The organism is Halobacillus litoralis (assembly GCF_020524085.2).
Lineage (GTDB): Bacteria > Bacillota > Bacilli > Bacillales > Halobacillaceae > Halobacillus > Halobacillus litoralis_E.
Genome location: NZ_CP129016.1, coordinates 1485678 through 1509319, shown reverse-complemented (window position 1 = coordinate 1509319; position 23642 = coordinate 1485678). Strand labels below are relative to the sequence as shown.

The 23642-nt window shown below is 42.1% G+C and carries 15 protein-coding genes and 2 pseudogenes; 9 read left to right on the top strand and 8 right to left on the bottom strand.

Annotated elements, in window-relative coordinates:
- The first annotated feature begins 137 nt into the window (after window positions 1-137).
- Window positions 138-2525: an accessory Sec system translocase SecA2 gene (secA2, locus tag LC065_RS07690; protein ID WP_226592509.1), complete on the top strand. Its 2388-nt coding sequence runs from the start codon at window positions 138-140 to the stop codon at window positions 2523-2525.
- Window positions 2518-3405: an accessory Sec system S-layer assembly protein gene (locus tag LC065_RS07685; protein ID WP_226592511.1), complete on the top strand. Its 888-nt coding sequence runs from the start codon at window positions 2518-2520 to the stop codon at window positions 3403-3405. Before secA2 ends, LC065_RS07685 begins: the two co-directional genes overlap by 8 nt.
- Window positions 3406-3743: 338 nt before the next feature.
- Here LC065_RS07685 and LC065_RS07680 read toward each other — a convergent pair whose 3' ends face one another.
- Window positions 3744-5870, bottom strand: coding sequence for a S8 family peptidase (locus LC065_RS07680; protein ID WP_226592513.1), 2127 nt, complete (start codon window positions 5868-5870; stop codon window positions 3744-3746).
- 173 nt (window positions 5871-6043) lie between these two features.
- Between LC065_RS07680 and LC065_RS07675 the strand changes: the two genes are divergently transcribed.
- The gene (locus LC065_RS07675) at window positions 6044-7687 is read left to right on the top strand and encodes an S-layer homology domain-containing protein (RefSeq protein ID WP_226592515.1); all 1644 of its coding nucleotides are present in this window, start codon (window positions 6044-6046) and stop codon (window positions 7685-7687) included.
- A gap of 4 nt (window positions 7688-7691) precedes the next feature.
- Window positions 7692-7931: a DUF3006 domain-containing protein gene (locus LC065_RS07670; protein ID WP_226592517.1), complete on the top strand. Its 240-nt coding sequence runs from the start codon at window positions 7692-7694 to the stop codon at window positions 7929-7931.
- A 125-nt stretch (window positions 7932-8056) separates the two neighbouring features.
- Here the strand turns inward: LC065_RS07670 and LC065_RS07665 are convergent, their stop codons facing one another.
- From LC065_RS07665 to LC065_RS07645, 5 genes are all read right to left on the bottom strand, one after another.
- Window positions 8057-9889: a 5'-nucleotidase C-terminal domain-containing protein gene (locus LC065_RS07665; protein ID WP_306163867.1), complete on the bottom strand. Its 1833-nt coding sequence runs from the start codon at window positions 9887-9889 to the stop codon at window positions 8057-8059.
- Complete coding sequence (locus LC065_RS07660; RefSeq protein ID WP_306163866.1) at window positions 9849-10259, bottom strand: S-layer homology domain-containing protein; 411 nt, start codon at window positions 10257-10259, stop codon at window positions 9849-9851. Before LC065_RS07660 ends, LC065_RS07665 begins: the two co-directional genes overlap by 41 nt.
- Window positions 10260-10617: 358 nt before the next feature.
- Entirely contained in the window at window positions 10618-11496 is an 879-nt protein-coding gene (locus LC065_RS07655) for a S8 family peptidase (RefSeq protein WP_306163865.1), read from the bottom strand.
- Window positions 11396-12268, bottom strand: a complete 873-nt coding sequence (locus LC065_RS07650; protein ID WP_306163864.1) for a S8 family serine peptidase — start codon at window positions 12266-12268, stop codon at window positions 11396-11398. Before LC065_RS07650 ends, LC065_RS07655 begins: the two co-directional genes overlap by 101 nt.
- 74 nt (window positions 12269-12342) lie before the next feature.
- Window positions 12343-13791, bottom strand: a complete 1449-nt coding sequence (locus LC065_RS07645) for an N-acetylmuramoyl-L-alanine amidase (protein ID WP_226592522.1) — start codon at window positions 13789-13791, stop codon at window positions 12343-12345.
- 357 nt (window positions 13792-14148) lie between these two features.
- Here LC065_RS07645 and LC065_RS07640 point away from each other — a divergent pair, with 357 nt between their 5' ends.
- The 4 genes from LC065_RS07640 to csaB all read left to right on the top strand — a co-directional run bounded on the left by LC065_RS07640 (window position 14149) and on the right by csaB (window position 19615).
- Complete coding sequence (locus tag LC065_RS07640; RefSeq protein ID WP_226592524.1) at window positions 14149-16062, top strand: S-layer homology domain-containing protein; 1914 nt, start codon at window positions 14149-14151, stop codon at window positions 16060-16062.
- 105 nt (window positions 16063-16167) lie between these two features.
- On the top strand, window positions 16168-16899 hold the full coding sequence (locus LC065_RS07635; protein ID WP_226592526.1) for a WecB/TagA/CpsF family glycosyltransferase: 732 nt from the start codon (window positions 16168-16170) through the stop codon (window positions 16897-16899).
- Window positions 16896-18446: a putative polysaccharide biosynthesis protein gene (locus LC065_RS07630; protein ID WP_226592528.1), complete on the top strand. Its 1551-nt coding sequence runs from the start codon at window positions 16896-16898 to the stop codon at window positions 18444-18446. Before LC065_RS07635 ends, LC065_RS07630 begins: the two co-directional genes overlap by 4 nt.
- Window positions 18447-18544: 98 nt before the next feature.
- On the top strand, window positions 18545-19615 hold the full coding sequence (csaB, locus tag LC065_RS07625) for a polysaccharide pyruvyl transferase CsaB (RefSeq protein ID WP_226592530.1): 1071 nt from the start codon (window positions 18545-18547) through the stop codon (window positions 19613-19615).
- Window positions 19616-19639: 24 nt separating this feature from the next.
- Here the strand turns inward: csaB and LC065_RS07620 are convergent.
- Window positions 19640-20354: pseudogene (locus tag LC065_RS07620) on the bottom strand (WecB/TagA/CpsF family glycosyltransferase).
- 16 nt (window positions 20355-20370) lie between these two features.
- Window positions 20371-21648, bottom strand: a pseudogene (locus tag LC065_RS07615) (nucleotide sugar dehydrogenase).
- Window positions 21649-22182: 534 nt separating this feature from the next.
- Between LC065_RS07615 and LC065_RS07610 the strand changes: the two are divergent.
- Window positions 22183-23619 (top strand): O-antigen ligase family protein, encoded by a 1437-nt coding sequence (locus LC065_RS07610; RefSeq protein ID WP_226592536.1) that lies wholly within the window; start codon window positions 22183-22185, stop codon window positions 23617-23619.
- The last annotated feature ends 23 nt before the right edge of the window (window positions 23620-23642 follow it).

Sequence of the window (23642 nt, the reverse complement as noted above, 5' to 3'; positions counted from 1 at the left end):
TTATTCTCACTTATCAAACAATTACCTATTTCTTTCTACAAATCTTCCAAACACTCCCTTCGTTGTGTAGAAGTGACTAGCAGGAACATGGTAAACTGAAAGATAATGACTACTACATCAAGGAGCGTCTAGGACTAATGATAGATTCAGTGAAGCGTATACTGCCGAACAAAAGTACCCTCCAGCTTAAAAAGTATAATAGATACGTAGAGAAGATTAATGAACTAGAGGAAACTTATAAGAATCTTAGTGATGATGAACTACGAGCTAAAACAGATAAATTAAAAAAAGAACTCGAGGATGGACGATCGATTTATGATATTCGTAATGATGCATTTGCGGTCGTACGTGAAGCTGCAAAACGAATCCTTGGCATGCGTCACTTTGATGTCCAGTTGATGGGAGGCCTTGTGCTGACAGATGGGGATATTTCCGAAATGTCGACAGGTGAAGGAAAGACGCTGGTCGCTACTCTTGCCACCTATCTTAGAGCCTTAGAAGGCAAAGGCGTCCACGTCATTACTGTCAACGAATACCTTGCGCGGAGAGATGCGGAAATCATGGGTCCTTTATATGAGTTCTTAGGTCTTTCAGTCGGTTTGAATGTTCCTGGAATTTCATCGGCGGATAAAAAGAAAGCCTACATGGCTGACCTCACATATGGAATCGGAACAGAATTCGGCTTTGACTTCTTAAGGGATCATATGGTGACAGCCGTCCATCAAAAAGTCCAACGTCCGTACCACTATGCCATCGTTGATGAAATTGATAGCGTCTTAATCGATGAGGCGAAAACGCCCTTAATCATTGCTGGAAAAATGAAACCTAGTGCGAATTTACATAAAGTTGGTGCAATGCTTGCCCGTGCTTTTAAAGCAGACGTCGACTATCACTTTGACCCTGAAACGAAAGCCGTTCATCTTCTGGATGATGGCATGAACAAAATCGAGCGTGCCTTCGGAATTGATAACCTCTATGACCTTGAGCATCAAACGCTCTATCATTATATGATCCAAGCCTTAAGAGCCAATGTTCTTTTTGAGAGAGATGTGGACTATATCGTCCACGATCAGGAAGTGAAACTGATTGATATGTTCACAGGAAGAATGATGGAAGGACGTACGATGTCTGATGGTCTCCACCAGGCAATCGAAGCAAAAGAAGGTCTTGAAATTACGGAGGAAAACAAGGCTCAAGCCTCCATCACCGTTCAAAACTATTTCCGTATGTACCCTTCTTTAGCAGGAATGACAGGGACAGCCAAGACGGAAGAGAAAGAATTCCAGACGGTTTACGGCATGGATGTTGTCCAGATTCCTACGAACAAACCCGTAGCCAGAGAAGACCGTTCTGATAAAGTGTTTCTTACTAAAGAGCAAAAGTACGAAGAATTGGTGCGTGAAGTTCAAGACGTCCACCGTACCGGTCAGCCGATTTTGATCGGGACGACTTCCATTTTGCAATCAGATGAGGTGGCTACCTATTTAGATGAGGCCGGCCTTTCCTACGAACTATTGAACGCGAAAAGTGTTGAACAAGAAGTACGCCTCATTTCTTTAGCCGGACAAAAAGGACAGATCACCATCGCCACCAACATGGCCGGCCGTGGGACCGATATCGTTCTTGGTGAAGAAGTGGCTGAGTTAGGCGGTCTTCACGTCATCGGAACCGAGCGTCATGAAGCAAGAAGAATCGATAACCAATTAAAAGGAAGATCCGGTCGTCAAGGGGACCCGGGGTCTTCTCAATTCATCCTCTCCTTAGAGGACGATTTGATTGTTCGTTTTGCCAGAGATGAGAAGGAAAGAAAAATGAAGTCCCTCAAAACGGATGATCAGGGTCAGGTTACGAACAAGGACATTCACAAATTCGTCGATACCGCTCAACTGATCAGTGAAGGCAGCAACTACAACGTGCGCGAGTTCACACTGAAAATGGATGATGTCGTCAATGATCAACGGAAGGTCATTTATGAATTCAGAGAGAAGCTTCTTGTTGAAGAAGATATTCTCAGCCTCATTTCCAAACAAGTTCCTACGCACTTCTTACATTTAATAGACAAACTTTGTCCGGAAACGGTCGTTCCTGAAAATTGGCCGCTGGAAAGACTCGAAAATGAAATCCAGCGAAGTGCACCTGGTACCGCTCCAGCGTTATCAGAAAAGAGTTATGAGGATATCGAGCAATTAAAAGCAGATGTTCTTTCCTATGCCGATGAGTATTGCGCACGAATCCAATCATGGTCTGAGGATGAATCACTCCAACTGAAGTTGCGACAGTTCTCCATTGATATCCTGGACAAGCTTTGGGTCCGCCATTTAGAAATGATGACACGATTAAAAGAAGGGGTCGGGATCAGACAATATCAACAAGAAGATCCATTGCGCCTTTACCAGCAAGATGGGTATGACATCTTCCAGCATAATTATGCCGAAATCAACAAAGAGATGGTGTTCATGCTTGCGCAAGTAGTGAAGACCAAGCTCATGAAACAACAGGATAAGGAGGCGGAATCGAATGTTTAAATGGAAAAAGAAAGAGAAAGAAACGAAAGCGTATGATGAAGGGGCGGTAGACGCTTCCTTATTAACCGGAAAAGAAGAAGAGGTTCAGGATACGGAAGAAGTCTACACCGAACTGTCTCTTCACCCGGACTGGCATCTACCGGAAGAAGAAACCTATGTTTACCGCTTTTATAACAGTGGTCTGCCTCCACTTAAACCGAATCAAGTGAGTGTCACTGGGTTTGATATTCAAAAGAAGGATCAAAACATTCTCGTCAAAGCTTTTCTACGGAATTCTTTGCAAAGAGGCATTCATTTCAACCCTACTTCGATCTTACTATTAGATAAACAAGGACAATTAATGGCCCGGAAACAATTTGATCTCACCGATGTAGGATTCTTACCCGGCCGATCCAGCCGCCCATGGATTTTCTCCTTTCATCAAAAGGACTTTATCAATAATGATACCAATATCCCGGTCAATGGTTGGAAATTAGCTTTCGAGACGCAAACAAGAAAACACTCCCTCGACCTTGAAGAGACATGGGAAAAATCATTGGATACGGAAGAAATAGATAAACTTGAAGAGTATGTGAGCACTATAACCCCGCCAAAGCCTGGGGAAGTCAATTTCCTAGGATTGCAAGTGACATTTAGCGACGAGGGCAATTTGCATGTGACTCTTCTTGTGAGAAATGGGAATGAAGAAGATATCACTTTGAAATCCATTCCCCTTGTCGTTGAAGATGCAACAGGAAAGGTCATTGCTAAGGGTGGATTTAAACTGAATGATTTAAAAGTAAAAGCCAATACAAGTAAGCCATGGACTTTTGTATTCCCTAAAAATAAGGTAAACCGTGATGAGGTCGACTTGTCCAGATGGAAGGTTTATCCGAAATAAAAAAGCCACCGGTGGGTGGCTTTTTTTATCTTTATATGTATTTCCATATTTGTTCTTAACAATTCGTACATGTTTCAATTGATTCAGTAAAAATTTTTTTGAGAATGAAATAAAGGAACTTTTACTAAGTCCCAGCTCTTTCGCTTTCTACTCAATTTCATCATTTAAAGACTCGCTGACCCTTACACTTACATGCTTTTTCATCTTCATTGGAGTCCCCCTGTCTTTCTTATTGTTTGGCTGATTATAGGAGAGATTGAGGTAAAGCAATTTGTTGCCTACTTATAACTAGAAGACTTAAAAAAGCCAGCTTCTTGGATAGAAGCTGGCTTTTTCTTTCACTTATTATTCTGTAATAAACGAGCCATAAGCGTTGCAAATTCAGCTCGGTTGATTTCTTTCTTAGGTCGGAATGTACCATCCGGGAATCCTGTGACGAGTTCGTTGGATACTAGGATAGAAATGGGTTCATACGACCATGTCCCCTTTTGAACATCCGTAAAATCACTTTCCTTATCACCTGTTAACTGATAAGCACGGACAACCAAGCTAGCCATTTCCTCACGCGATAAAGCTCTGTTCGGTTTGAATGTCCCGTCATCATAGCCAAGGAAGATTCCCGCTTCTTCCATCGCTCCAATATATTTCGCCGCCCAATGGTCGGGGCTGACATCAGGAAAGCGCGACTCTTTCAGTGGTAGATCCATCTCTTTGGCAATCATGACCGAAGCAGAGGCTCGAGTAATCGAATCTTTGAAACCAAAATTACCATTCGGGTAGCCGACCATCAATTCTTCTTCTACTAGATAATTGATATAGGATTCCGCCCATGTCCCTTTCACATCCGGAAACGTTTGAGCTGCTGGTCCATATTCACGATCTGGGGTCGTTACATTCAGTTTGTAAGATTTTGATGACCAATGATTGTAATATTCAAAGATCTGCAAATGATATTCTCCTGCTTCTGCTGGAAATGTGTACGATTCCTGTTCACCTTTTCCATTTTCATCAATGATGGTGTGGTCCCCTTCTTCATTCACAAGAACTCCCACCAGGTCCATGTGCTCATCCAATTGATCAATATTGATCGTCGTTTCCCCGTCTTCTTTAACTTCGAATGTGTACCAGTCTGTATCTCCTGGTTTCCCAATTCGGTTACTCACGTCTGTGCTTGTCATCTCGTAGGCATCTCCATACGTATCTGCTGCATCTGCACTTGAGTCATAGGGCTGACTATTGATGGATAGAGATGCATCAGGGATACCGAATCCCTCATATAAGTTCCAAGTCACTCCCGTAAACGTCTCTGCTGTATTCTGCATGGCCCATTCAATTTCCGAGGGATCCCATGAAGGATGATGACTTTTCACTAAACTTGCCACTCCCGCCACAAGAGGAGATGAAAAGGAAGTCCCATCATTATAGGCATACCCTCCTTTGTAATGGGTACTGACTAAGTTCTGGCCCGGGGCAGTGAGATCGATCCAGTCTCCATAATTGGAAAAGCTTGTCGGGCGATCCATTTCATCTGTTGCCGCAACACTGATGACCGGTCGATAAGAAGCTGGATACGCAGGTTTGGAAGAGTCATCATTGGAGGCAGCAGCTACCAATACAATTCCCTTTCTATAGGCTTCATAGAGAGCCTCCCGCTCACTGTCCATCTTTTGATAACTGGAGTAGCTCATGTTGATTACATCTACACCTTGATCGATGGCATAATAAATCGCATCCAAACTTGAGGAAAAACTGACATTCCCTTCCTTTCCAGCTACTTTCAACGGAAGGATTTTGGCTGAAGGGTTCACACCGATAATTCCTTCATTATTTGCATTCGCTGTAATCAGTCCAGCAATATGGGTGCCATGGCCATGATCATCAGAGGGGTCTGGGGTATCATCTAAAAAGTTATAACCAGGTAAAATCTTTCCCTTCAAATCGGGATGATCAGCATTCACTCCTGTATCCAGGACAGCGATCACCGTGTCATGGGAGCCGCGCATTCCCCAAACCTCATTCATATTTAAAGGATTGTATTGCCATTGCTCCTCGTAATAAGGATCTTGAGGGGCAGCTGTCGATGTTCGGATATAGTTCGGCTCCACCCGTTGAAGATCTGCTTCCGTTTTCAGTTTTTGCAAAACATCCTGATAATTTTGTGATTCCGGCACTTGAAGCACATGAAAGTTCCGCTTACTCAGCGCCTCTGATACATCCAGTGGCTTTAGATTATATGTATGTATAACGTGTTGAACGGAGGTTTTACTTCCTTTCACTACTATACTATGTTGGTCTATTTGTGAAAGATCTACTCTCAATGAACTCTTTTGGTATTGTTTCTTTTCATAGGTTTCCTGGATGTTCTGAAAATCTGAAGATGCATACACCTTAGAATGAATGAAGACACCCGACAAAGTTAACGCAAAACAAGTCATTAGTACTAACAACAGGGGTCTTTTTCTCATGAGAGTTCCTCCTACTATTCTATTGATTGTAATCTGATTGTAACATAAAGGACAATTTATAAGATTTATGTTACAAAAGTTGTCAATCTTTTACTTTTTATTTACATAAACACTCTATAATGTTAATTTCCTAGTATTAGAGATCTTAAACATAGAAAGAGGAGGCGACTTGGATGAGGTTCTTAACAACATGGATCATTATGCTCACCCTTATGTTAGCAGGACAGTGGAATATGGTGAGCGCGGAAGAAACCTTTCATGATTTAGACCAGACCCCCTGGGCGAAAGAAGAAATCTTGTACTTGAATGAAGAAGGAATCATCAACGGGTACGGAAATGGCTTATTCGGGCCGAGGGATCCCATTACACGTCAGCAGGCAGCGATGATGCTCGTGAATGACTTGTATCCGAATGAGACCCCTCAATCTCAACCGGATTTCAGTGATCTGGAAAAGGATAGTATTTATTATGAAGCCATTGCCATTGCGGCAGAAAAAGGACTCGTCAGTGGTTACCCGGATGGTACATTCAGAGGTTCGGCACCAATTACCCGCGCCGAAGCTTCTTACATGATCGACCAAGCTTATGACGTTCAAGGAAAAGGAAACACAACGACATTTAATGATTTGGACTATCACTGGGCGAAAGAATCGATTGAAGAATTGGCTTCGCTCCAAATCATTAATGGTTATCGGGATGGTTCATTCCAACCGCAGAAATCCATCATTCGTGCTGAGTTTTCTGTTATTCTTGCCTTTACTATTAATGAAGATTTGCGACCAGACTCTGAAATGACCGCTCATTTTATCGATGTTGGTCAAGGTGACAGCACCCTGATCGAAACACCGTCTGGAAAAACGATTTTGATCGATGGTGGTAGGAAATCTGCCGGCGAAGAAGTCGTGGATTACTTATCAAACGCTGGAATCAACACGATTGATTTACTTGTCGCCACACACCCGGATGCCGACCATATCGGTGGATTGATTGATGTTATGGAAAACATCCAAGTAAATAAAGTCCTGGATAGTGGAAAGACGCATACGACAGATACTTACTTTGAATATCTGGATATTATTGAAAGAAAAGATATCCCGCTTGAAATGGCGGAAGAGGGAAACAGCTTAGATTTTTCACAACTGGACATTAAAATCCTCAATTCTGAAAATACATCGAGTGATAACAATGAGTCATCGATCGTATTGAAGGCCTCTTATGATGAGATTGATTTCTTGTTTACAGGAGATGCAACGGTAGAAAACGAACAGACGATGAGTCGTCTCTATGATGTTGAAGCAGAAATTCTCAAGGTCGGCCACCATGGAGCTGACACTTCAACTTCAAATGAATTTGTCCATTATGTAGACCCGGAAGTCGGAATTTTGTCTTATGGGGACAATCATTATGGTCACCCTGATTCCGAAGTAACCAATCGCTTATGGAATTACGGAACAGACCTTTATTCCACGTGTGATACTGGTGACATTACAGTCACTACAAATGGATCGACTTACGATATTGAAGGTTCTCCTTTTGATGGAAGTGATGAATGCACGACGGAAGACAATGATGGTGATTCAGGATCTGGTGGTGGAAATGGATCTGATGATGGACAGGTCTCCTATCCAATCAATGTGAATACAGCCGGTTATGAATTGCTTCAGGAAATTACAGGCGTCGGTCCGACAATCGCACAAAATATTATCGATTACCGGAATGCTAACGGTCCATTTGAGACGTACAGTGAACTGTTGAATGTCAGCTATATTGGAGAAGTGACTTTGGAGGAAATGCGATCAGAAATTACACTGGGGTGATTTGATGCCAACATATACAATCGATCGGTTTGAAGGTAACAAGGCTGTCTTATTGTTAAAAGGAAACGAAGCTACGGAAGAACTGGTAGATCGAAGCGTATTACCCGAGTCTGCTAAAGAAGGAGATCTGATAGAGACATCTGACAACGATGGCTACCGGATCCTTCATAAAGAAACCGAAAAACGCAGACAGCAGGCCAAAGCAAAACTAGAAGCCCTAAAAAACCGCCCCAACTCAAAGTGAGGATGAATTGTAAAACATTGCCACACCAGGTCATCCAATATATGGATGACCTGGTGTGGCATTTTATTCCATATTTTCACATTAAAAAACGCAGGAGAGATGATCTCCTGCGTTTTTTCTTATTCTTATTCTGATGCTACGTCTACAATACGATCTTCAATGACTGGTGTTACCTCTCCTAGTTCAGCAACATAGTCACGGAAGTTTTCCCAGTCTGATGAACCTAGGTCTGTCACGCGTCCTTCGTCATAGGCGTTAGCAAACACATCATAACCGTCTCCACCTTTAGCTGTGAATGCGTTTGTTGCAATCGTATAAGTCGCAGATTCATCTAATGCAACCCATTCTCCATCAACATTCAGTTCAACAGATTGTACACGTTCACCAACAGCCAAGGAACTATCGTACGTGTAGTTCAACCCAGAAACTTGCAGGAAACCACCAGATTCTTTAGGAGCATTGCTCACACTGTGCTCTAATGCTTCCATAATTTCAGCACCGGATAGTTCCATCGTTGCCAGTGTATTCCCAAATGGCATAACCGTCAGGATCTCACCAATCGTAATTGGTCCTTTGTCGATCGCTTCACGGATTCCGCCACTGTTTTGGAAGGCCGCAACTGTATCCGGCTTATACTCTTTCGCTTTATCAAGCATTCCATCGGTGATGAGATTACCTAGTGCTGTTTCACTGTTACGAACACTAATCTCGTCCCCATCTTCAAGACGTGGATTCGGGAAGGCTTCTGTAGCAACGGCTCCACTCTCTTCGTCACGGATATCCTCGATCTTAGACGTGTATTTTTCAAGAGCGGCAGCCGCTTCAGCGTTTGCTTCTTTTTCACTTACATCAATCAAATCCCCCGCGTAACCGACGACGACACCTTCATCATCGAATTCTACATCCAATGTACCCAGGTACCCTCCATATTGGCCGGCTTGAACGATGACAGTTGGATCTTTAGGCTCTCCATTCTCATCGGTCGTCACTTCCACTGGTTCTGAAAGTTTCGAATGACTGTGTCCTCCGACAATGACGTCAATTCCATCCACTTCGGCTAACAACAGGTCATTGTCATAGTTCGGGTTATCATCGTACCCAATGTGTGTCAGAGCTACAATCTTATCAACACCAAGGGCTTCCAGTGCTTTCACTCGCTCTTCAGCTGTATCAATATAGTTATCGAAAGTAATAGCTTCAGGACTTGAGATATCAGCCGTTTCTTCTGTCGTCAATCCGAAGAAACCAACTTCTTCCCCATCTACTTCTTTAATGACACTATTGTAGATTTCACCATCTGCAGGCCTCTTGCTGATGTAGCTGTTATAAAGTCCTTTCATGTTCTCATCCTGAGAGAAGTTCACATTCGAACTTACAAAAGGAAAATCTGCACCGCCGACGAACTCAGCAAGAGCCTTATGACCATCTTCACTTGAACCAAGGTCGAATTCGTGGTTTCCAAGTGTCATCATATCGTACCCCATCATATTCATGAATTCTAGATCTGCCTGACCTTTGAATTCATTGAAATATAGAGTTCCAGAGAAAACATCCCCGGCGTCAAGAAGAAGAGCATCCGGATTTTCTTCTCTTATCTCATTCACCGCTGTCACACGTTGAGCGACCTCATCCAAATGAGCGTGTGTATCATTGGTGTGCATTAAAGAAAGTTCAAAATGCTCATCACCCAATGTGATTCCATACTCATAATCTGTATTCGCAAGCAACCAGGCGAAGTCGCCTCTGCGGATATCATCTTTCGGACCGAATTTCGTCTCACTTTGCCCGCTTACAAGATCAAGATTGTAAAGAGTCGCAATGGCATCTTCGTACCAGGCACCTTCTTGAACATCTTCAAATGGGTGTTCACTTGCATCACTCTCAAGACCATAGGCTTCTACAATCAATTGAGCAAATTCACCACGAGTCATTTCTTTTTTTCGGTTGGAACGTACCATCTTCCATACCGCTGATGTACCCCGCTTCATGTAGGGCATTAATGGAGGCAGCGTACCAATCTCCTTCATATACATCAGAGAAAGTAGAATCTTCTCCTGTTTCCATATCTAAATCAAGAATTCTGGCCATCATGACCGCTGCTTCCGCACGAGTGACAGAAGAATACAATTGGAAAGTTCCGTCTTCGTAACCGGTTACAACTCCAGCTTCAGCTAGAGCATGAATCACATCATGGTAGGGATGATCGGAAGGGACATCTGGAAATACATCCTCTGCGGAAACACTTGTACCTGGGGCTACAGCTGATGCAACTAGCGCGGCACTCACTGAGGATAGGAATAAAGCACTTTTCTTATTAACTTTCTTCATTAAAATGACTCCTCCTTGAATATATAATCGGGCGGACTTCGGTCCCATTCTATGTAACTGAATAAAGGGACAAATACCCCCATATATTTCTATCTTACAAGAATTTTCTATCATTTCCCACATAATTTTCATAACTTTAAAGATTTTCAAACGATTCATTTACAATTACCACATTAAAATAACGATAAAAACCCAGCAGAAAATACACTCTGCTGGGTTAATTTACGAGATTAAATGAGCGAGATGTAGAAGTTAGAAAAATTGATAATCTATATTCCAACAAATAAGCCCAACTCGTTAACATTATCTTGTTTTCCAGAAATTCCACCACAAAATGAAGCATTTTATTACTTTTCCATTATTTCAATTCAATAACTTTATATAGCATATAAATGACCTCAGATCGTGAAATGTTCTCCGACGGTCTATAGGTCTTGTCAGGGTATCCACTAACAATATTTGAAGCTTTCAATGTGGTGACACTATCATAATAATAATCGTCTTTTGATATGTCCGGGAAAGATTCCGCTTCTTTATCCCCCTCTATATCAAAAGCATAATGGATTAGAATAGCCACATCCCCGCGTGTGACCGAATCTTTTGGCCTGAAGGTGCCATCAGGATATCCATTAACAAATCCAGCTTCAACCGCTGAGTCAATATAACCTGATCCAAAAGTTTCTTTTGGGACATCTGAAAACTGTGTTTCTCTCTGTTCATTATCTAAATCGAGGATTCTACCAATTATGGAAACAACCTCTTCTCTCGTAATCTCTTTTTGTGGCATAAAAGAAGCATCTCTATATCCACTGATCCAATTGTTTTGAGCCATCAACTCAAGGGCTTCACTGTACCAGCGGGTTCTTTCAAAATCAGAAAAAGGTGTGGTAGGCGCCTGGATCATTCCATAACCGTAAATATTATCTTTACCATTCTCTCCAAGGTCCAAACTGTTGTTGATTGCAAGATTCAGCAACTCGTCTTTATTGAACTCTGGGAACATTTCTTTGTATAAGGTCAAAACACCCGTGACGTGTGGGGCCGCCATCGAAGATCCACTCAGCATTTCATAACCACTTTGATTATCCTCCGTAGTGATGTAGGTGCTCTTTATATTCATCCCGGGGGCTGTGAAATCAAGCGATGGCCCTCCATAGGTATAACCCGAATCTGATTGGTCCTCTTCTACCGCTCCAACACTTACAATCCCCTGGATACCTGGCTGGATAAAGAACATCCGTCACATCATCGTATGTACATACATCTTTATTTCCGGAAGCAGCCACTACAATAATCCCTGCATCCTTAGCACCTTGCAAGGCCTGTTTCGTTAGATCAGAAGGAGTGCAAGCCGTCAAACTTAAGTTGATCATATCCATTTCTTCTTCTATGGCCCATTCAATCCCAGCTAGTACTGAGCTGACAAGGCCATTTCCATCCTGGTCCAATACTTTCACCGCATACAGTTGTGCTTTAGGGGCTATTCCTATCGTTCCTTCATCGTTATCTAATGCTCCGATAATCCCCGCTACATGGGTGCCGTGCCCATTATCATCTACAAATGTTTCATCTTCCACAAAACTCGCTCCACCGGTAACCTTTAAATCTGGATGATTGGTGTTAATCCCTGTATCAATGACAGCCACTTTTACTCCTTCACCAGTCAAGCCGAGGTTATCAGATTTTTGTGTACCTATACTTGTGTATCCCCATCCTTCTTGCTGGGCGCTCACTTTCACTCGCTGGTCTTCCTCGATAGAAGTAACGGCCTCTGCGTTTTCCAATAGTGGAAGATCCGATTCGCTTACGGTTACCGCTGCCGCTCCTAACCGTTCATAATGATGATGAATTGTGTGAGGAATTTCGTCCAAGAAGGCCAAACCTTCATCCTTTTCGTATGTTAGAATCACTCTTTTTGGATCATCTTTCTCGGATGATGCAGAGACGAGGGCTGGCGTTACAACTACTACCAGAAAAGCAACCAAACAGACTTTTACCCATTCTTTCATTTTAAGGACCTCCTATGAATATAATCTATGAAGTTAAAAAAAAGAGAGCGGAACAAAATCCCGCTCTTCATTTATCAATCTCTCCAATTGTAATAATCAATGATCCCTAAAGCAATAGCTTGAGCCGCTTCTTCACGATAATGTTGAGTTTTAAGTTTTCTTGCATCATTATCGTTCGTAAGGAAGCCAATTTCTGTAAGAACAGATGGTAGAGTGGTAGCTTTGATCACTCGATACCCTGCATTTTTAACTCCACGATTATTCATATCCATCGCTTTGTACAAACGATCATTGATGAATTTCGCCAGATGGTAGCTTTTTCTTTCACGGTCGGTCATCCCCGCTGCATAATAGAACGTTTCAACACCAGTCGCACTACTCACGAATGCATTGGCATGGACACTGACAAAAGCGTCCGCTTTACCTTTTTGAGCAATGGCTACTCGTCCATCAAGAGACGGATACCAGTCACTTTGACGTGTCATCACCACATTAATCCCAGAGTCTTTCAAATAATCACGTACCATCAAAGAAACATCCAAAACGACTTCTTTTTCTACTAAACCATTTGCGGATGCACCTGGATCTCTGCCTCCATGACCTGGATCAATGGCTACCGTTCGAGGTGTTGCCTCCCCTGGCTTAGCGACAAGGTAATAGGTGTGGACATAACCTTTTAGTTCCCCGTGTGAAACATAGGCCCAGTCCCCTTCAAGTTTATGAACTTTCACAGCGTTTCCTGTTGTTAATTTTCCAACGATATCGTAGTCAATGCTTGGGCCTTGACGAACATTCAAGGAATCCGCCGTGACAATTCTTTCATCGATTACATCAAGGGGTTCCTCTTTCGGCTCTTCCGGCTCTTCCGGTTCTTGAGGCTCCTCAGGCTCATCTTCTGATGGTTCCTGAACTACGTAATCCCCATTTTCACTAATGGCCTTAGCAACTAAAATAGAGAACTCTTCTCTAGTCAGCTTATTATAAGGCTTGAATGTTCCATCCGGGTAACCGACAGAAATTCCTGCGGAAGCGATGGAATTGATCGCTTCATAGTAAAGGCTGTCATTCGCTACATCCGGGAAAGATTTCTTCGTCTCCCCTTTAAAATTGAAAGCACGGGAGATGATAATGGCCATTTGAGCTCTCGTTACCGTTTCATTCGGACGGAATTTCCCATCGGAGTGGCCTGTAATGATCCCTTTTTCTGTCGCAGAAGCTATGTAACCTGAAGCATACATATTAGAGGTGACATCTGGAAAAGTCGTTTCTTGTTTTGTGTTGTCTAACTTTAAAGCACGACCAATCATTGCTGTAGCTTCTTGTCTGGAAACTGGATTTTTGGGTTTGAATGTACCATCTGTATAACCAAAGATGATCTCTTTTTCTATTAATAGATGAATGTTCTCTTTAGAACGAGCGGGTATATCACTCAATTCCTCAGCAGACACTTCTTGAATCGGTTGGAAAATGACCAAGGACAAAACAGAAAGGGCAAACAGCAGACTTCCAATTTTCTTCAGCATAATAATTCTCATGCTCCTTCTACATCGTATTTTAGATTGTCCATAATCCGCGCGTTCACTTTGACATTTCGAAAAAAATGACTTAACGACCACTCCCTTGTAGGTTCCTGGGCTATTTTGTAATTTTATGTAAACGAAACCGGTGTTTTATCTCTTCTTATATCGTTCACTAGAATAAGGAATTACATCGTTCAAAAGTCTCATTTTATATATTTTGTAGTTTCTTAGATTTATTTATCATAAAAACGGGTATTTCCCCCTCCTTTTGACCCGACTTTTCCAAAAATTTCTGATTTAAACTATTCATCCTGTTCATTATTTGATAGATTAAGAGTGGTAAATAAAGGAGGATGGAATGTGAAAAAACTATCAATACTTATGCTTTTTCTCCTCTTCTTCGCGTCTTTCGGCTCCGCTGTTCATGCTGAAGATGACATTACAGGAACACCTTTCGAAGAAGATTTAAGAGCGTTAATTGAAGCCGGGATTATGACAGGGTACGAAGATGGTACATATCGACCGGAAAAATCGGTCACGCGTGCAGAATTTACTGTTTTTATTAACAAAGCTTTAGAATTGGATGAAACGGAACTGGATGTTTCTGCTGATCAGTTCAGTGATATCCAAGTAGAAGATTGGTATTACGATTCTATTATGACTGCCTACAGTCACGGTTTGATCAATGGATATCCAGATGGGACGTTCCGCCCTAAAGAAATCATTTCACGTCAGGATATGGCGGTCATGATTATGAATGCGGCAGATTCCAAGAACATCATTTCTGAGCGTAAAGAATTAGCCTTTGAAGATAATGACAAAATTCGTGAGTATGCTGTTGAATCAGTAGAACGTTTGACGAACTTAGGGATTATCAGCGGAAAGCAGCACAAAGATGGATCATTGTTCTTTGCCCCTTATGATGAAACTTCACGTGGGGAAACGGCTGCTGTTATCAATCGTTTACTGAAAGTTCTTTATCCACCTGTTGAGATGGACTTTAAAGTTGCTTCTCTTACTGAGTTGGAAGATCCAGTAATTGAAGGCAACTATGAAACATACGAAGAAGCTGTGAAGAACGCTGAAGGGAACCAAGTTGTATTAAGTGGAAATCAGGTTGTATGGATTTCTGAAGGAACGGCTGTAGCAAATGCTAAGGCTACCATTTTCACAAGCGAATCCTTTACTTCTCACGCCACGTACATCCAGGCTGGGATCGAGGTAGAGTTATTAGATGTTAATGAGGAATCTCTTGAAGTGAAAGTCGCAGACACTGAAGGCTTCGTAAAAAAAGAAGAGTTTAATTTGATTCCATCCCATTTAATTAAAGGTAAAAGCTACTATTCCAATAAAGACGGGAATATTCAGCACTACATTTACTTTCCGATCACAGACGAATTCAGGACTTATATGTACGGTCCTGCACCATCTTTCATGAAAGAAGGGACCAAATACTACAGCGACAACGGGAACAGTTTTTACGATGCAAATGGAAATCATGTGGGAGAAGCTTATCAATATTTCAACCGTATGCCTTTGTACACGGAGACGAGCTATACGGCTGAACAACTCAATGAATATTTAGAGTTTGGTCGTTCCGATAACCTCCTAATCGGATTAGGTGAATACTTCAAAGAGGCTGAAGAACTGCATGGTACAAATGCCCTCTACCTCATGGCACACGCTATTCATGAGAGTACATGGGGAACAAGCCAGATTGCGGTAACTAAGAATAACCTGTTTGGAATTCATGCCATCGATTCAGCCCCGATGGAAGGCGCCAAAACTTATGATAACTATGAAACAGGCATTTTAGATGCTGCCAAGAATTTTATCATCCCCAATTATTTCAACCAGGACAGTTGGAGTGCTAATGGAGCTCATTTAGGAAATAAGAGCTCCGGGATGAACGTCCGCTGGGCCTCAGACCCTTACTGGGGACAGAAAATTGCCGGATTCATGTATCGCGCAGATGCTTATTTGAGCGAGAAATACGGCACAGAGCCGGAATACGGTCAATATGAACTTGCAAAAACCGTAACATCAAACGTCAATGTCCGCTCCACGCCTGAAACTGGGACGGACAACTTGCTTTACCAAATGAAAAAGCCTGCATCAAATGTGCAGATTTTAAACACGATCGAAGGAAATGGCACATGGTATGAAATCACGCCAAAAGCCTATGGTGACCATGATTATGAACAAGCTTTCGTTTACAGTCACGGGTACGGTGCTTATGGAACGAGCTTAGAGAAGCTTCCAATAGCTGAATAATTCCGACTACACGAAAAACGGGGAGTAACAACTATATGTTACTTCCCGTTTTATGTTATATTATGGAGAGCATGAATGTGTAAATTAAAGGAGTCACATCATAAAATGAAGCAGGTAAACATTTTAGGAATACCTTTTACCAACATGGACCATATCACCTTAGTCCAACAATTACAAAAACATATAGAAAACAAGGAAAAATCCTTCGTCGTAACAGCAAACCCTGAAATTGTTATGCGTGCTCATGATAATTCCTATTATATGGACTGCCTTCAACGAGCTTCCTATATAACTGCGGATGGAATAGGTATTGTGAAAGCTTCACAACTCTTGAAAGCCCCTCTTCCTGAGCGGGTGACCGGTTATGATATTATGATGGAATTCCTTGAAAAAGCGAACGAAAACAAGTATCGGATCTATTTGCTCGGTGCAAAAGAAGAAACACTGCATAGAGCTATAAAAAATATAAATATCGACTACCCGCATATAGAAGTAGTCGGCCATAGAAATGGGTACTTTACCTGGAATGATTCTTCCGTAACGGAAGACATTAAAGAAAAGAAGCCGGACATCGTTTTTGTCGCTCTTGGTGTACCGAAACAGGAACGATGGATCGCAGAAAATTTCTCTGACTTTGACCAGGGTGTATTCATTTGTGTGGGAGGAAGCATTGATGTCGTGTCCGGGGATGTGAAGCGTGCGCCGATAAGATGGCAGAACATGAACTTGGAATGGCTCTATCGATTAATCAAGCAGCCAAGCCGGTGGAAACGGATGCTTGCACTTCCAAGGTTCGCCTATCAAGTTTATCGACAAAGGTCTGATTCTCAATCGTGAAACCTTCTACTTTTCTAAAAAGCACGATGATTCTAACCATAGCCACTCTACTTTCCAAAGTTTTAGGGAGTTTATTCCGTGTACCTTTACAGAATATTGCAGGAGATGAAGTACTCGGGATCTTCAGTTTGGTTTATCCGGTCTACATGGTCGCTCTCATTCTTTCTGTAGCGGGAATTCCGATTGCTATTTCGAAGTTGATTGCTGAAGCACGCGCATCTGGTACAACTCAGGATATTTATTATATTCAAAAGACAGCCCGCATTCTTGGCTTGCTGCTTGGCGCGATCAGTCTGAGCTTTATCCTGCTCTTTTCCCGATCAATTTCCCAGCTGATTGGCGGTGTTTCAACAGAGCCTGCTTTAATGGCCGTTTCCTTAACCTTACTCATTGCCCCTTATATGGCTGTAGACCGAGGATTCTTCCAGGGGTATGAAGATATGAGACCTACGGCTGTATCACAGGTCATCGAACAATTCATTCGAGTAATCTTTATTATAGGCGTTGCTTCTTATATGGTTTCGCTGGGATATCATCCTTCTTACATAGCGGCTGGAGTGATGGTAAGTTCTCTATTAGGCGTCCTCAGCTCCATGGTCTATTTGAAAACACGATTATACCGATCCAATATAAAGATCGACCGAAAGTACAACTATAATTGGAATACATTTAAAGTCTGGGGAAAAAGAATCCTATCTGTCTCCATACCCATTGCCATAGGTACTGTCACTATGGCTCTTTTTAACGTGGTCGATTCAATCACGATCCCACATTTATTAAAGACGGAAACTGGGAGTGACACCACCTATTTGTATGGCATTTATGGCCGCGGGCTTGCGGTCGTGCAAATCGCAACGGTTTTCGCTACTTCTGTGGTGCTCCCGTTGATCCCATCCCTGACCAAACATGTAGAATCAAACCAGTTCAAAGATGCAAGAAAACTGATAGAGACGACGCGCTGGGCTACACACGTATTGTCTTGGCCGGCCTCAGTCCTTCTTCTCATCCTGGCTGTACCGATCAACATTGCGCTTTTCACCAACTCTGAAGGAAGCCTTATGCTTAGCATTACCGGCTTTTCGTCTGTATTCATTTCTATGACTCTCGTTGGAACAGCCATTATACAAGGAATGAATGCTTCTCGATTAGCCGCGACCATCATTTTATTCGGTACTCTGATCAAAGCAATAGCCAATGCCGTTCTCGTTCCTTTTTATAGTATAGAAGGTGCTGCAGTAGCAACATTGATCACATACCTTTTCATTGTTACGATCAATAACAAGATGATCAGGAGACTTATCGACGTTCCTGTCTTCCCGGCACACATGGTGAAGATTCTGGTGATGTCTGTCCTCTTAGGAGGGATGACTGCGACTACTTACTTATTTGCCAGCCCATTCGAATGGTCCAGAGTTCTCTCCTTTTCGTATGTTTCTATGACCGGTTTGCTCTTTGTAGTGATTTACTGCTTATCTCTCCTGAAGTTAAAAGCCTTCAATCAAGAAATGATACAGAATGTTCCGTTATTATCGAAATGGCTGAAGTGATCGTTCTAGTTCAGGTAAAATAAACAGCAAGATTGTCCCTTTAGGTGTAATGATGTGTAGGTTATTAAATTTTTTTGTAAGTGGAAGAGGTGGGAACAATGAAAGTCGTACTTTCCGGTTATTACGGTTTTGATAATACAGGCGATGAAGCGATCGTAAAATCGATGATTCAACATCTGAGAACCTTCGACCCTGACATCCAAATCATTGTTCTATCTCAGAACCCCTCCAAGACGGAAACCGACTATGGGGTATCCGCCGTGGATCGATGGAATTATAAAGAGATCATTCGAGCATTAAAGGAATCGGATGGCTTGATTAGTGGTGGAGGCAGTTTATTACAAGATGCCACTGGGCCGAGATCCGTGTTGTACTATACAGGCATCATGCATATGGCCAAATGGCTGAGGAAGCCTGTTTTCATATACGCCCAAGGAATGGGACCCATACGGAAACCTATCCACCAGCTGTTGGTTCGCATCGCTTTAGATAGAGTTACTGGAATTTCTGTTCGTGATAAGAAATCAAAGGAACTCCTTGAAAGAATCGGGATAAGGAAAAGCATAGATCTCTTCCCTGATCCTGTTTTCGGTTATGACTACAAGAATGTGGAAACAGACCGTCATTCACAGAAACCTTTGATTGCAGTGAGTATCCGTGAATGGGGAGACTCAGAAAAACTTGTAGAGAAATTGACGGAAGCATTCAACACCTGTTTGGCAAAAGGGTACCGCCTACGCTTTATTCCTATGCACGGGGAATCTGATGAAGCTTTTTCTAATAAGGTAGCTCAACGATTAGACCAGGAAGTGGAGGTTCACCCCGGCCACATGTCGATCGACGAAAAACTGCACTTGTTATCAGAGGCAGACCTATTGATCGGCATGCGCCTTCATTCCCTTATTTTTGCAGGGGTTTGCTCTGTGCCATTCGTTGCCCTTTCCTACGATCCTAAGATTGATGCCTTAGCAGACCAACTCGATTTCCCTGTCACCGTCGATATCAATGACCCTACTTGGGAAGCTTCGGCCATTACGCAAGAAGTCGAACGTCTTTATGAAGATCGGCTGTCACAAACAGAAAAACTGCAAGAGAGAGCTGCTACCCTATCCACGAGAGCGAAAGAAACAGCCCAAGTGGCTTTACAAAACCTACAACATAAAAAATAGAGAGCATCCTGAAGCGGATGCTCTCTATTTTTTCGTTTTCCAAACCTTTAACAAGAATGTAGGCAACTTGATTTGACGTTTGATTCTCCACGGTTCTTTAATGAGTCTGTACAACCATTCAAGACCGACTTTTTGGAAGGCATCTGGTGCCCTTTTCACACGTCCGGACAAGACGTCAAAAGAACCTCCTACTCCCTGGAAGATTTTCGCGTCCATTTCTTCCATGTGGTCGACAATCCAATGTTCCTGCCTAGGACTGCCTAAGGCCACAAAGACAATATCAGGTTTTGCCTGATTTATGGTTTCTTTTATAAGATCCTGGTTCTTTTTCATAACCATCAATAATACCGGCTATTTTCAAGTCAGGATACATTTCAATTAAACGATCACTAGCCTGTTCTGCTACCCCAGGCTTTGCTCCATAGAGAAATACGGATTTTCCATGAAGGGAAGCTTGTTCGCACGCAGCGAGCAGCATATCAATACCGGTGACCCGTTCACGTATCGTCCCGCCGGTCATTTTAGACGCTATCAGGATTCCTACACCATCAGGGATCTGATAGGTTGCAGTATTCAATAAGTTTAACAAGTCTGCATCCTTTTGCGCCTGCAATATTTTTTCAGGGTTGATGGCCACAATAAAGGACTTGCGGTGCTCATTAATATCCGTCATTATATTTTTCTTGAGCTGATCGTATGTGTAATTACTAACGTCAACCCCTAAAAACTTTTCCTTCATGTTTTCACCTAGACCCTTATCCGTTTTTTGAATCTCCTAATCGCTTCGTTACAAATCCTGCGTTTTTCCATTCATCTAACGATAACGCATTTTTCGTATCAAAGACAAGCCTATTTCTCATTTTACCTTTTATATACTCAGGGTCAAGTTGTTTAAACTCATCATGATCTGTAAGGATAACAAGAATGTCAGCATCCTTGAGTGCTTCTTCCATATCCTGCGTTTGGTTGGAAGCCACATTTTCTTTAATATGAGGGTCAAACGTCGTGAAACTGATCCCTTTTTCAACTAGTTCCATGATGACTTTAAGAGATGGGCTTTCCCTTTGATCATCAATGTTTGCTTTAAATGAGAGACCAAACAAAGCCACTTTCGGATCGTTGATGAATTGTTCTTTCGATATTTCCTGAATTTGCTCAGCGGTGTACGTCGGCATGTGATCATTCGTATTCCGGGACAACTGGATGATTTTAGAAAGTTCCGGCTCTATTTCTGCCATGAACCATGGATCAACCGCTATACAGTGTCCTCCGACACCAGGCCCTGGAGTATGAATGTTCACACGTGGGTGGTAATTGGCAAGCTTGATCGCTTCCCACGAATTCACACCGATCTTATCACTGATCAGAGCCAATTCATTGGCAAAAGCTATATTTACATCTCTGTAAGTATTTTCAATGACCTTAGCCATTTCTGCTGTTGTAGCATCCGTTAAATGGATGTTTCCTTTAACAAAAGACTCATAAAGCTCCTTTGTCATTGTAGAAGACTTCTCGTTGATTCCTCCAACGATCCGATCATTATCCACCAATTACTGGAAGACTTTTCCTGGAATGACTCTCTCTGGTGAATGAGAAACGAAAAGCTCTTCGCCGATAGTTAGTCTTGTTTGTTCTAAGACTGGGATCATGACATCTTCAACCGTTCTCGGTGGGACGGTCGATTCCAGGATCACTAAGTTCCCTTCTTTGACAAAAGGTACAATCGCTTCTGTCGCTTTCCTTACGTAATCAAGGTTCGCTGTCTTATCTTCACGGATTGGAGATGGTACGGCAATGACGAAGACATCTGCTTCCGTAGGTTCTACCGAAGCTTTGAACAATCCAGCATCAACGGCTTCTTCCAACCGCTCCTGCAATCCATTCTCTTCTATATGAAGTTGTTTATTGTTGATCATTTCTACTGCTTTATGGTTGATATCCACCCCATGAACTTTATGACCGTGGATAGCAAACATTACTGATGTGGGCAGCCCGATATAACCTAACCCGACAACACATAATGACTTCTTCATTCCAATACTCCCTTTCTCTTCCAAACATTCCTGCTGATCATCTTAATCAGATGCACTCACGATTGGCCGGTAATCCTAAAAAGGCGACCTGATGTGGATGAATTGTAATGATTTGTTCCATGATAATATAAAAACATAATTTCCTATGTAGAAATTAGTTTATTCTTTGAATATATTTGTGTCGATCACGTTTAAAAGCGCTTTGTTTATATTATTCGTTTCTTCAACCGGTTTATGACGTTCCATTCAGACATTCATACTATTCTGTTTATTGCGAATAATCCCTGATGTCCTTTACCCGTATTATCTGTTCCCACGATGTATTCTATCCTGTAAATCCAGTGGGAATTTTTAATTATGATCATGTATTCACAACTATTCATTATACTTGCTTTTCCCTTGGAGCATCAACAAAAATTTCGACTTCTCAACGCCATTAGACAAGTTCGCTCATTTATAGACAGCTCTCATGTAATGGTTTATACTTCAATGTGGATAAATCCATATTCAAGGAAACTTACTGAGGTGTTAATCATGTCGAAATTAGTTAACAGAGAACTGTTCGAAAAGCTCTTATTAATCTTTATCATCATACAGCCAATACTAGATATCTTAACATACTTTTCAATGCAAGCGTTGAATGCAAGCCTGACCATCGGCATAATCGTCCGTGTCCTCTTCATGGCCGCTTCCCTCTGGTTTATCTTCTTTGGTAATTCCAGCCGCTTGAAGAAATACGTCATTACTTATTTAATAGCCTTAGCCGCAGTGCTTACGATCGGATTGACCTATAACTTTTTTGCAAAACCAATCTTTAACCCGTTCCTTGAACTACAGTTCCTGGCGAAAACCGTATATTTCCCGATCATGCTTGGGGCTTATCTGTTATTGTTTACCACATTTGATAAAACGTTAATCGTACGTATGCGGATTATGAAAGCCATCACAATTGCCATGGTCATCATTGCTGTCACTATGTTCCTTGCCATCCTTACTGGAACGTCTTCAGCAACGTATGAATGGAACAAATTCGGCTTTAAAGGCTGGTTCAACTCAGGAAATGAAATCGGCTCTATTATTGCCATCTCGTTTCCGCTCGTCTATATCTATACATTGAACAAAGTAGACAGCCTTAAAAAGCTGTATTACTTTATCCCAATGATCTTCATCGCCCTTGTTTCCATCCTTCTTGGTACGAAAGTTGGTTTCTTCGCTGTCTTAGGAGCTTCACTCATTGTATTTGTCAGCTACCTGATTTATTGGTTGATTTCAAAGGTAAAGGGAGTAAGTAAAGAATCCCACCTGCCTTTAAGACTAATAAGCTCGCTGATCTTTTTGATTTTATTCTTGATTGCTACACCATTCTCTCCGACTTTCTCGAACGTTTCGGGGGATGTCGGTCAAATTAATGAACAAAGAGAAGCTACTGAAGCTCCTGATGGGGATGGGACCGAAGAAGAAGCAGGTGAAGGTGATGAAGGAACAAAAGGAGGAGATGATGCTGCTGCCGCCCTTGGTGAGCAGGCACTGATTGAATCTCCTATCCTGAAAATCATCCTGAGCTCACGTAACATTTATTTCGCTCATATCTATGGAATGTATGAAGAAGCAGATATCGTACAGAAATCCTTCGGAATGGGATATGCAGGAAATTATGAGGACATTCGGAAGTTGATCGAGATGGACTTCTTTGACCTATTCTTCTCTTTCGGTATTCTGGGAATTCTTTTAATCCTTACACCTTTCTTAATTATTGCAGGACTTTTCTTGAAACTGCTCTTTAAAGCACCGGGAGAAATGTTACATCCACAAAACATTCTGATCTTATTGTCGATCGGTTTTGGTACAGGAATTGCGTTTTTAGCAGGGCATGTGCTTTACGCCCCCGCGGTAAGTATCTATCTTGCCATCAGTATCGTATTGTTATTGACGAATATGCTTGACCTTAATAATCGCTTGCGCAAAGCTTAACGACGGTGAGGACTCCTATTTCA

What these genes read in the sequence shown, in the direction of transcription:
- csaB (WP_226592530.1), top strand. Translation starts at nt 18,545, where the DNA reads ATGAAAGTCGTACTTTCCGGTTATTACGGTTTTGATAATACAGGCGAT.
- LC065_RS07635 (WP_226592526.1), top strand. Translation starts at nt 16,168, where the DNA reads ATGAAGCAGGTAAACATTTTAGGAATACCTTTTACCAACATGGACCAT.
- secA2 (WP_226592509.1), top strand. Translation starts at nt 138, where the DNA reads ATGATAGATTCAGTGAAGCGTATACTGCCGAACAAAAGTACCCTCCAG.
- LC065_RS07655 (WP_306163865.1), bottom strand. Translation starts at nt 11,496, where the DNA reads ATGTTCTTTATCCAGCCAGGTATCCAGGGGATTGTAAGTGTTGGAGCG.
- LC065_RS07645 (WP_226592522.1), bottom strand. Translation starts at nt 13,791, where the DNA reads ATGCTGAAGAAAATTGGAAGTCTGCTGTTTGCCCTTTCTGTTTTGTCC.
- LC065_RS07610 (WP_226592536.1), top strand. Translation starts at nt 22,183, where the DNA reads ATGTCGAAATTAGTTAACAGAGAACTGTTCGAAAAGCTCTTATTAATC.
- LC065_RS07670 (WP_226592517.1), top strand. Translation starts at nt 7,692, where the DNA reads ATGCCAACATATACAATCGATCGGTTTGAAGGTAACAAGGCTGTCTTA.
- LC065_RS07680 (WP_226592513.1), bottom strand. Translation starts at nt 5,870, where the DNA reads ATGAGAAAAAGACCCCTGTTGTTAGTACTAATGACTTGTTTTGCGTTA.
- LC065_RS07675 (WP_226592515.1), top strand. Translation starts at nt 6,044, where the DNA reads ATGAGGTTCTTAACAACATGGATCATTATGCTCACCCTTATGTTAGCA.
- LC065_RS07665 (WP_306163867.1), bottom strand. Translation starts at nt 9,889, where the DNA reads ATGGTACGTTCCAACCGAAAAAAAGAAATGACTCGTGGTGAATTTGCT.
- LC065_RS07660 (WP_306163866.1), bottom strand. Translation starts at nt 10,259, where the DNA reads ATGAAGAAAGTTAATAAGAAAAGTGCTTTATTCCTATCCTCAGTGAGT.
- LC065_RS07650 (WP_306163864.1), bottom strand. Translation starts at nt 12,268, where the DNA reads ATGAAAGAATGGGTAAAAGTCTGTTTGGTTGCTTTTCTGGTAGTAGTT.
- LC065_RS07685 (WP_226592511.1), top strand. Translation starts at nt 2,518, where the DNA reads ATGTTTAAATGGAAAAAGAAAGAGAAAGAAACGAAAGCGTATGATGAA.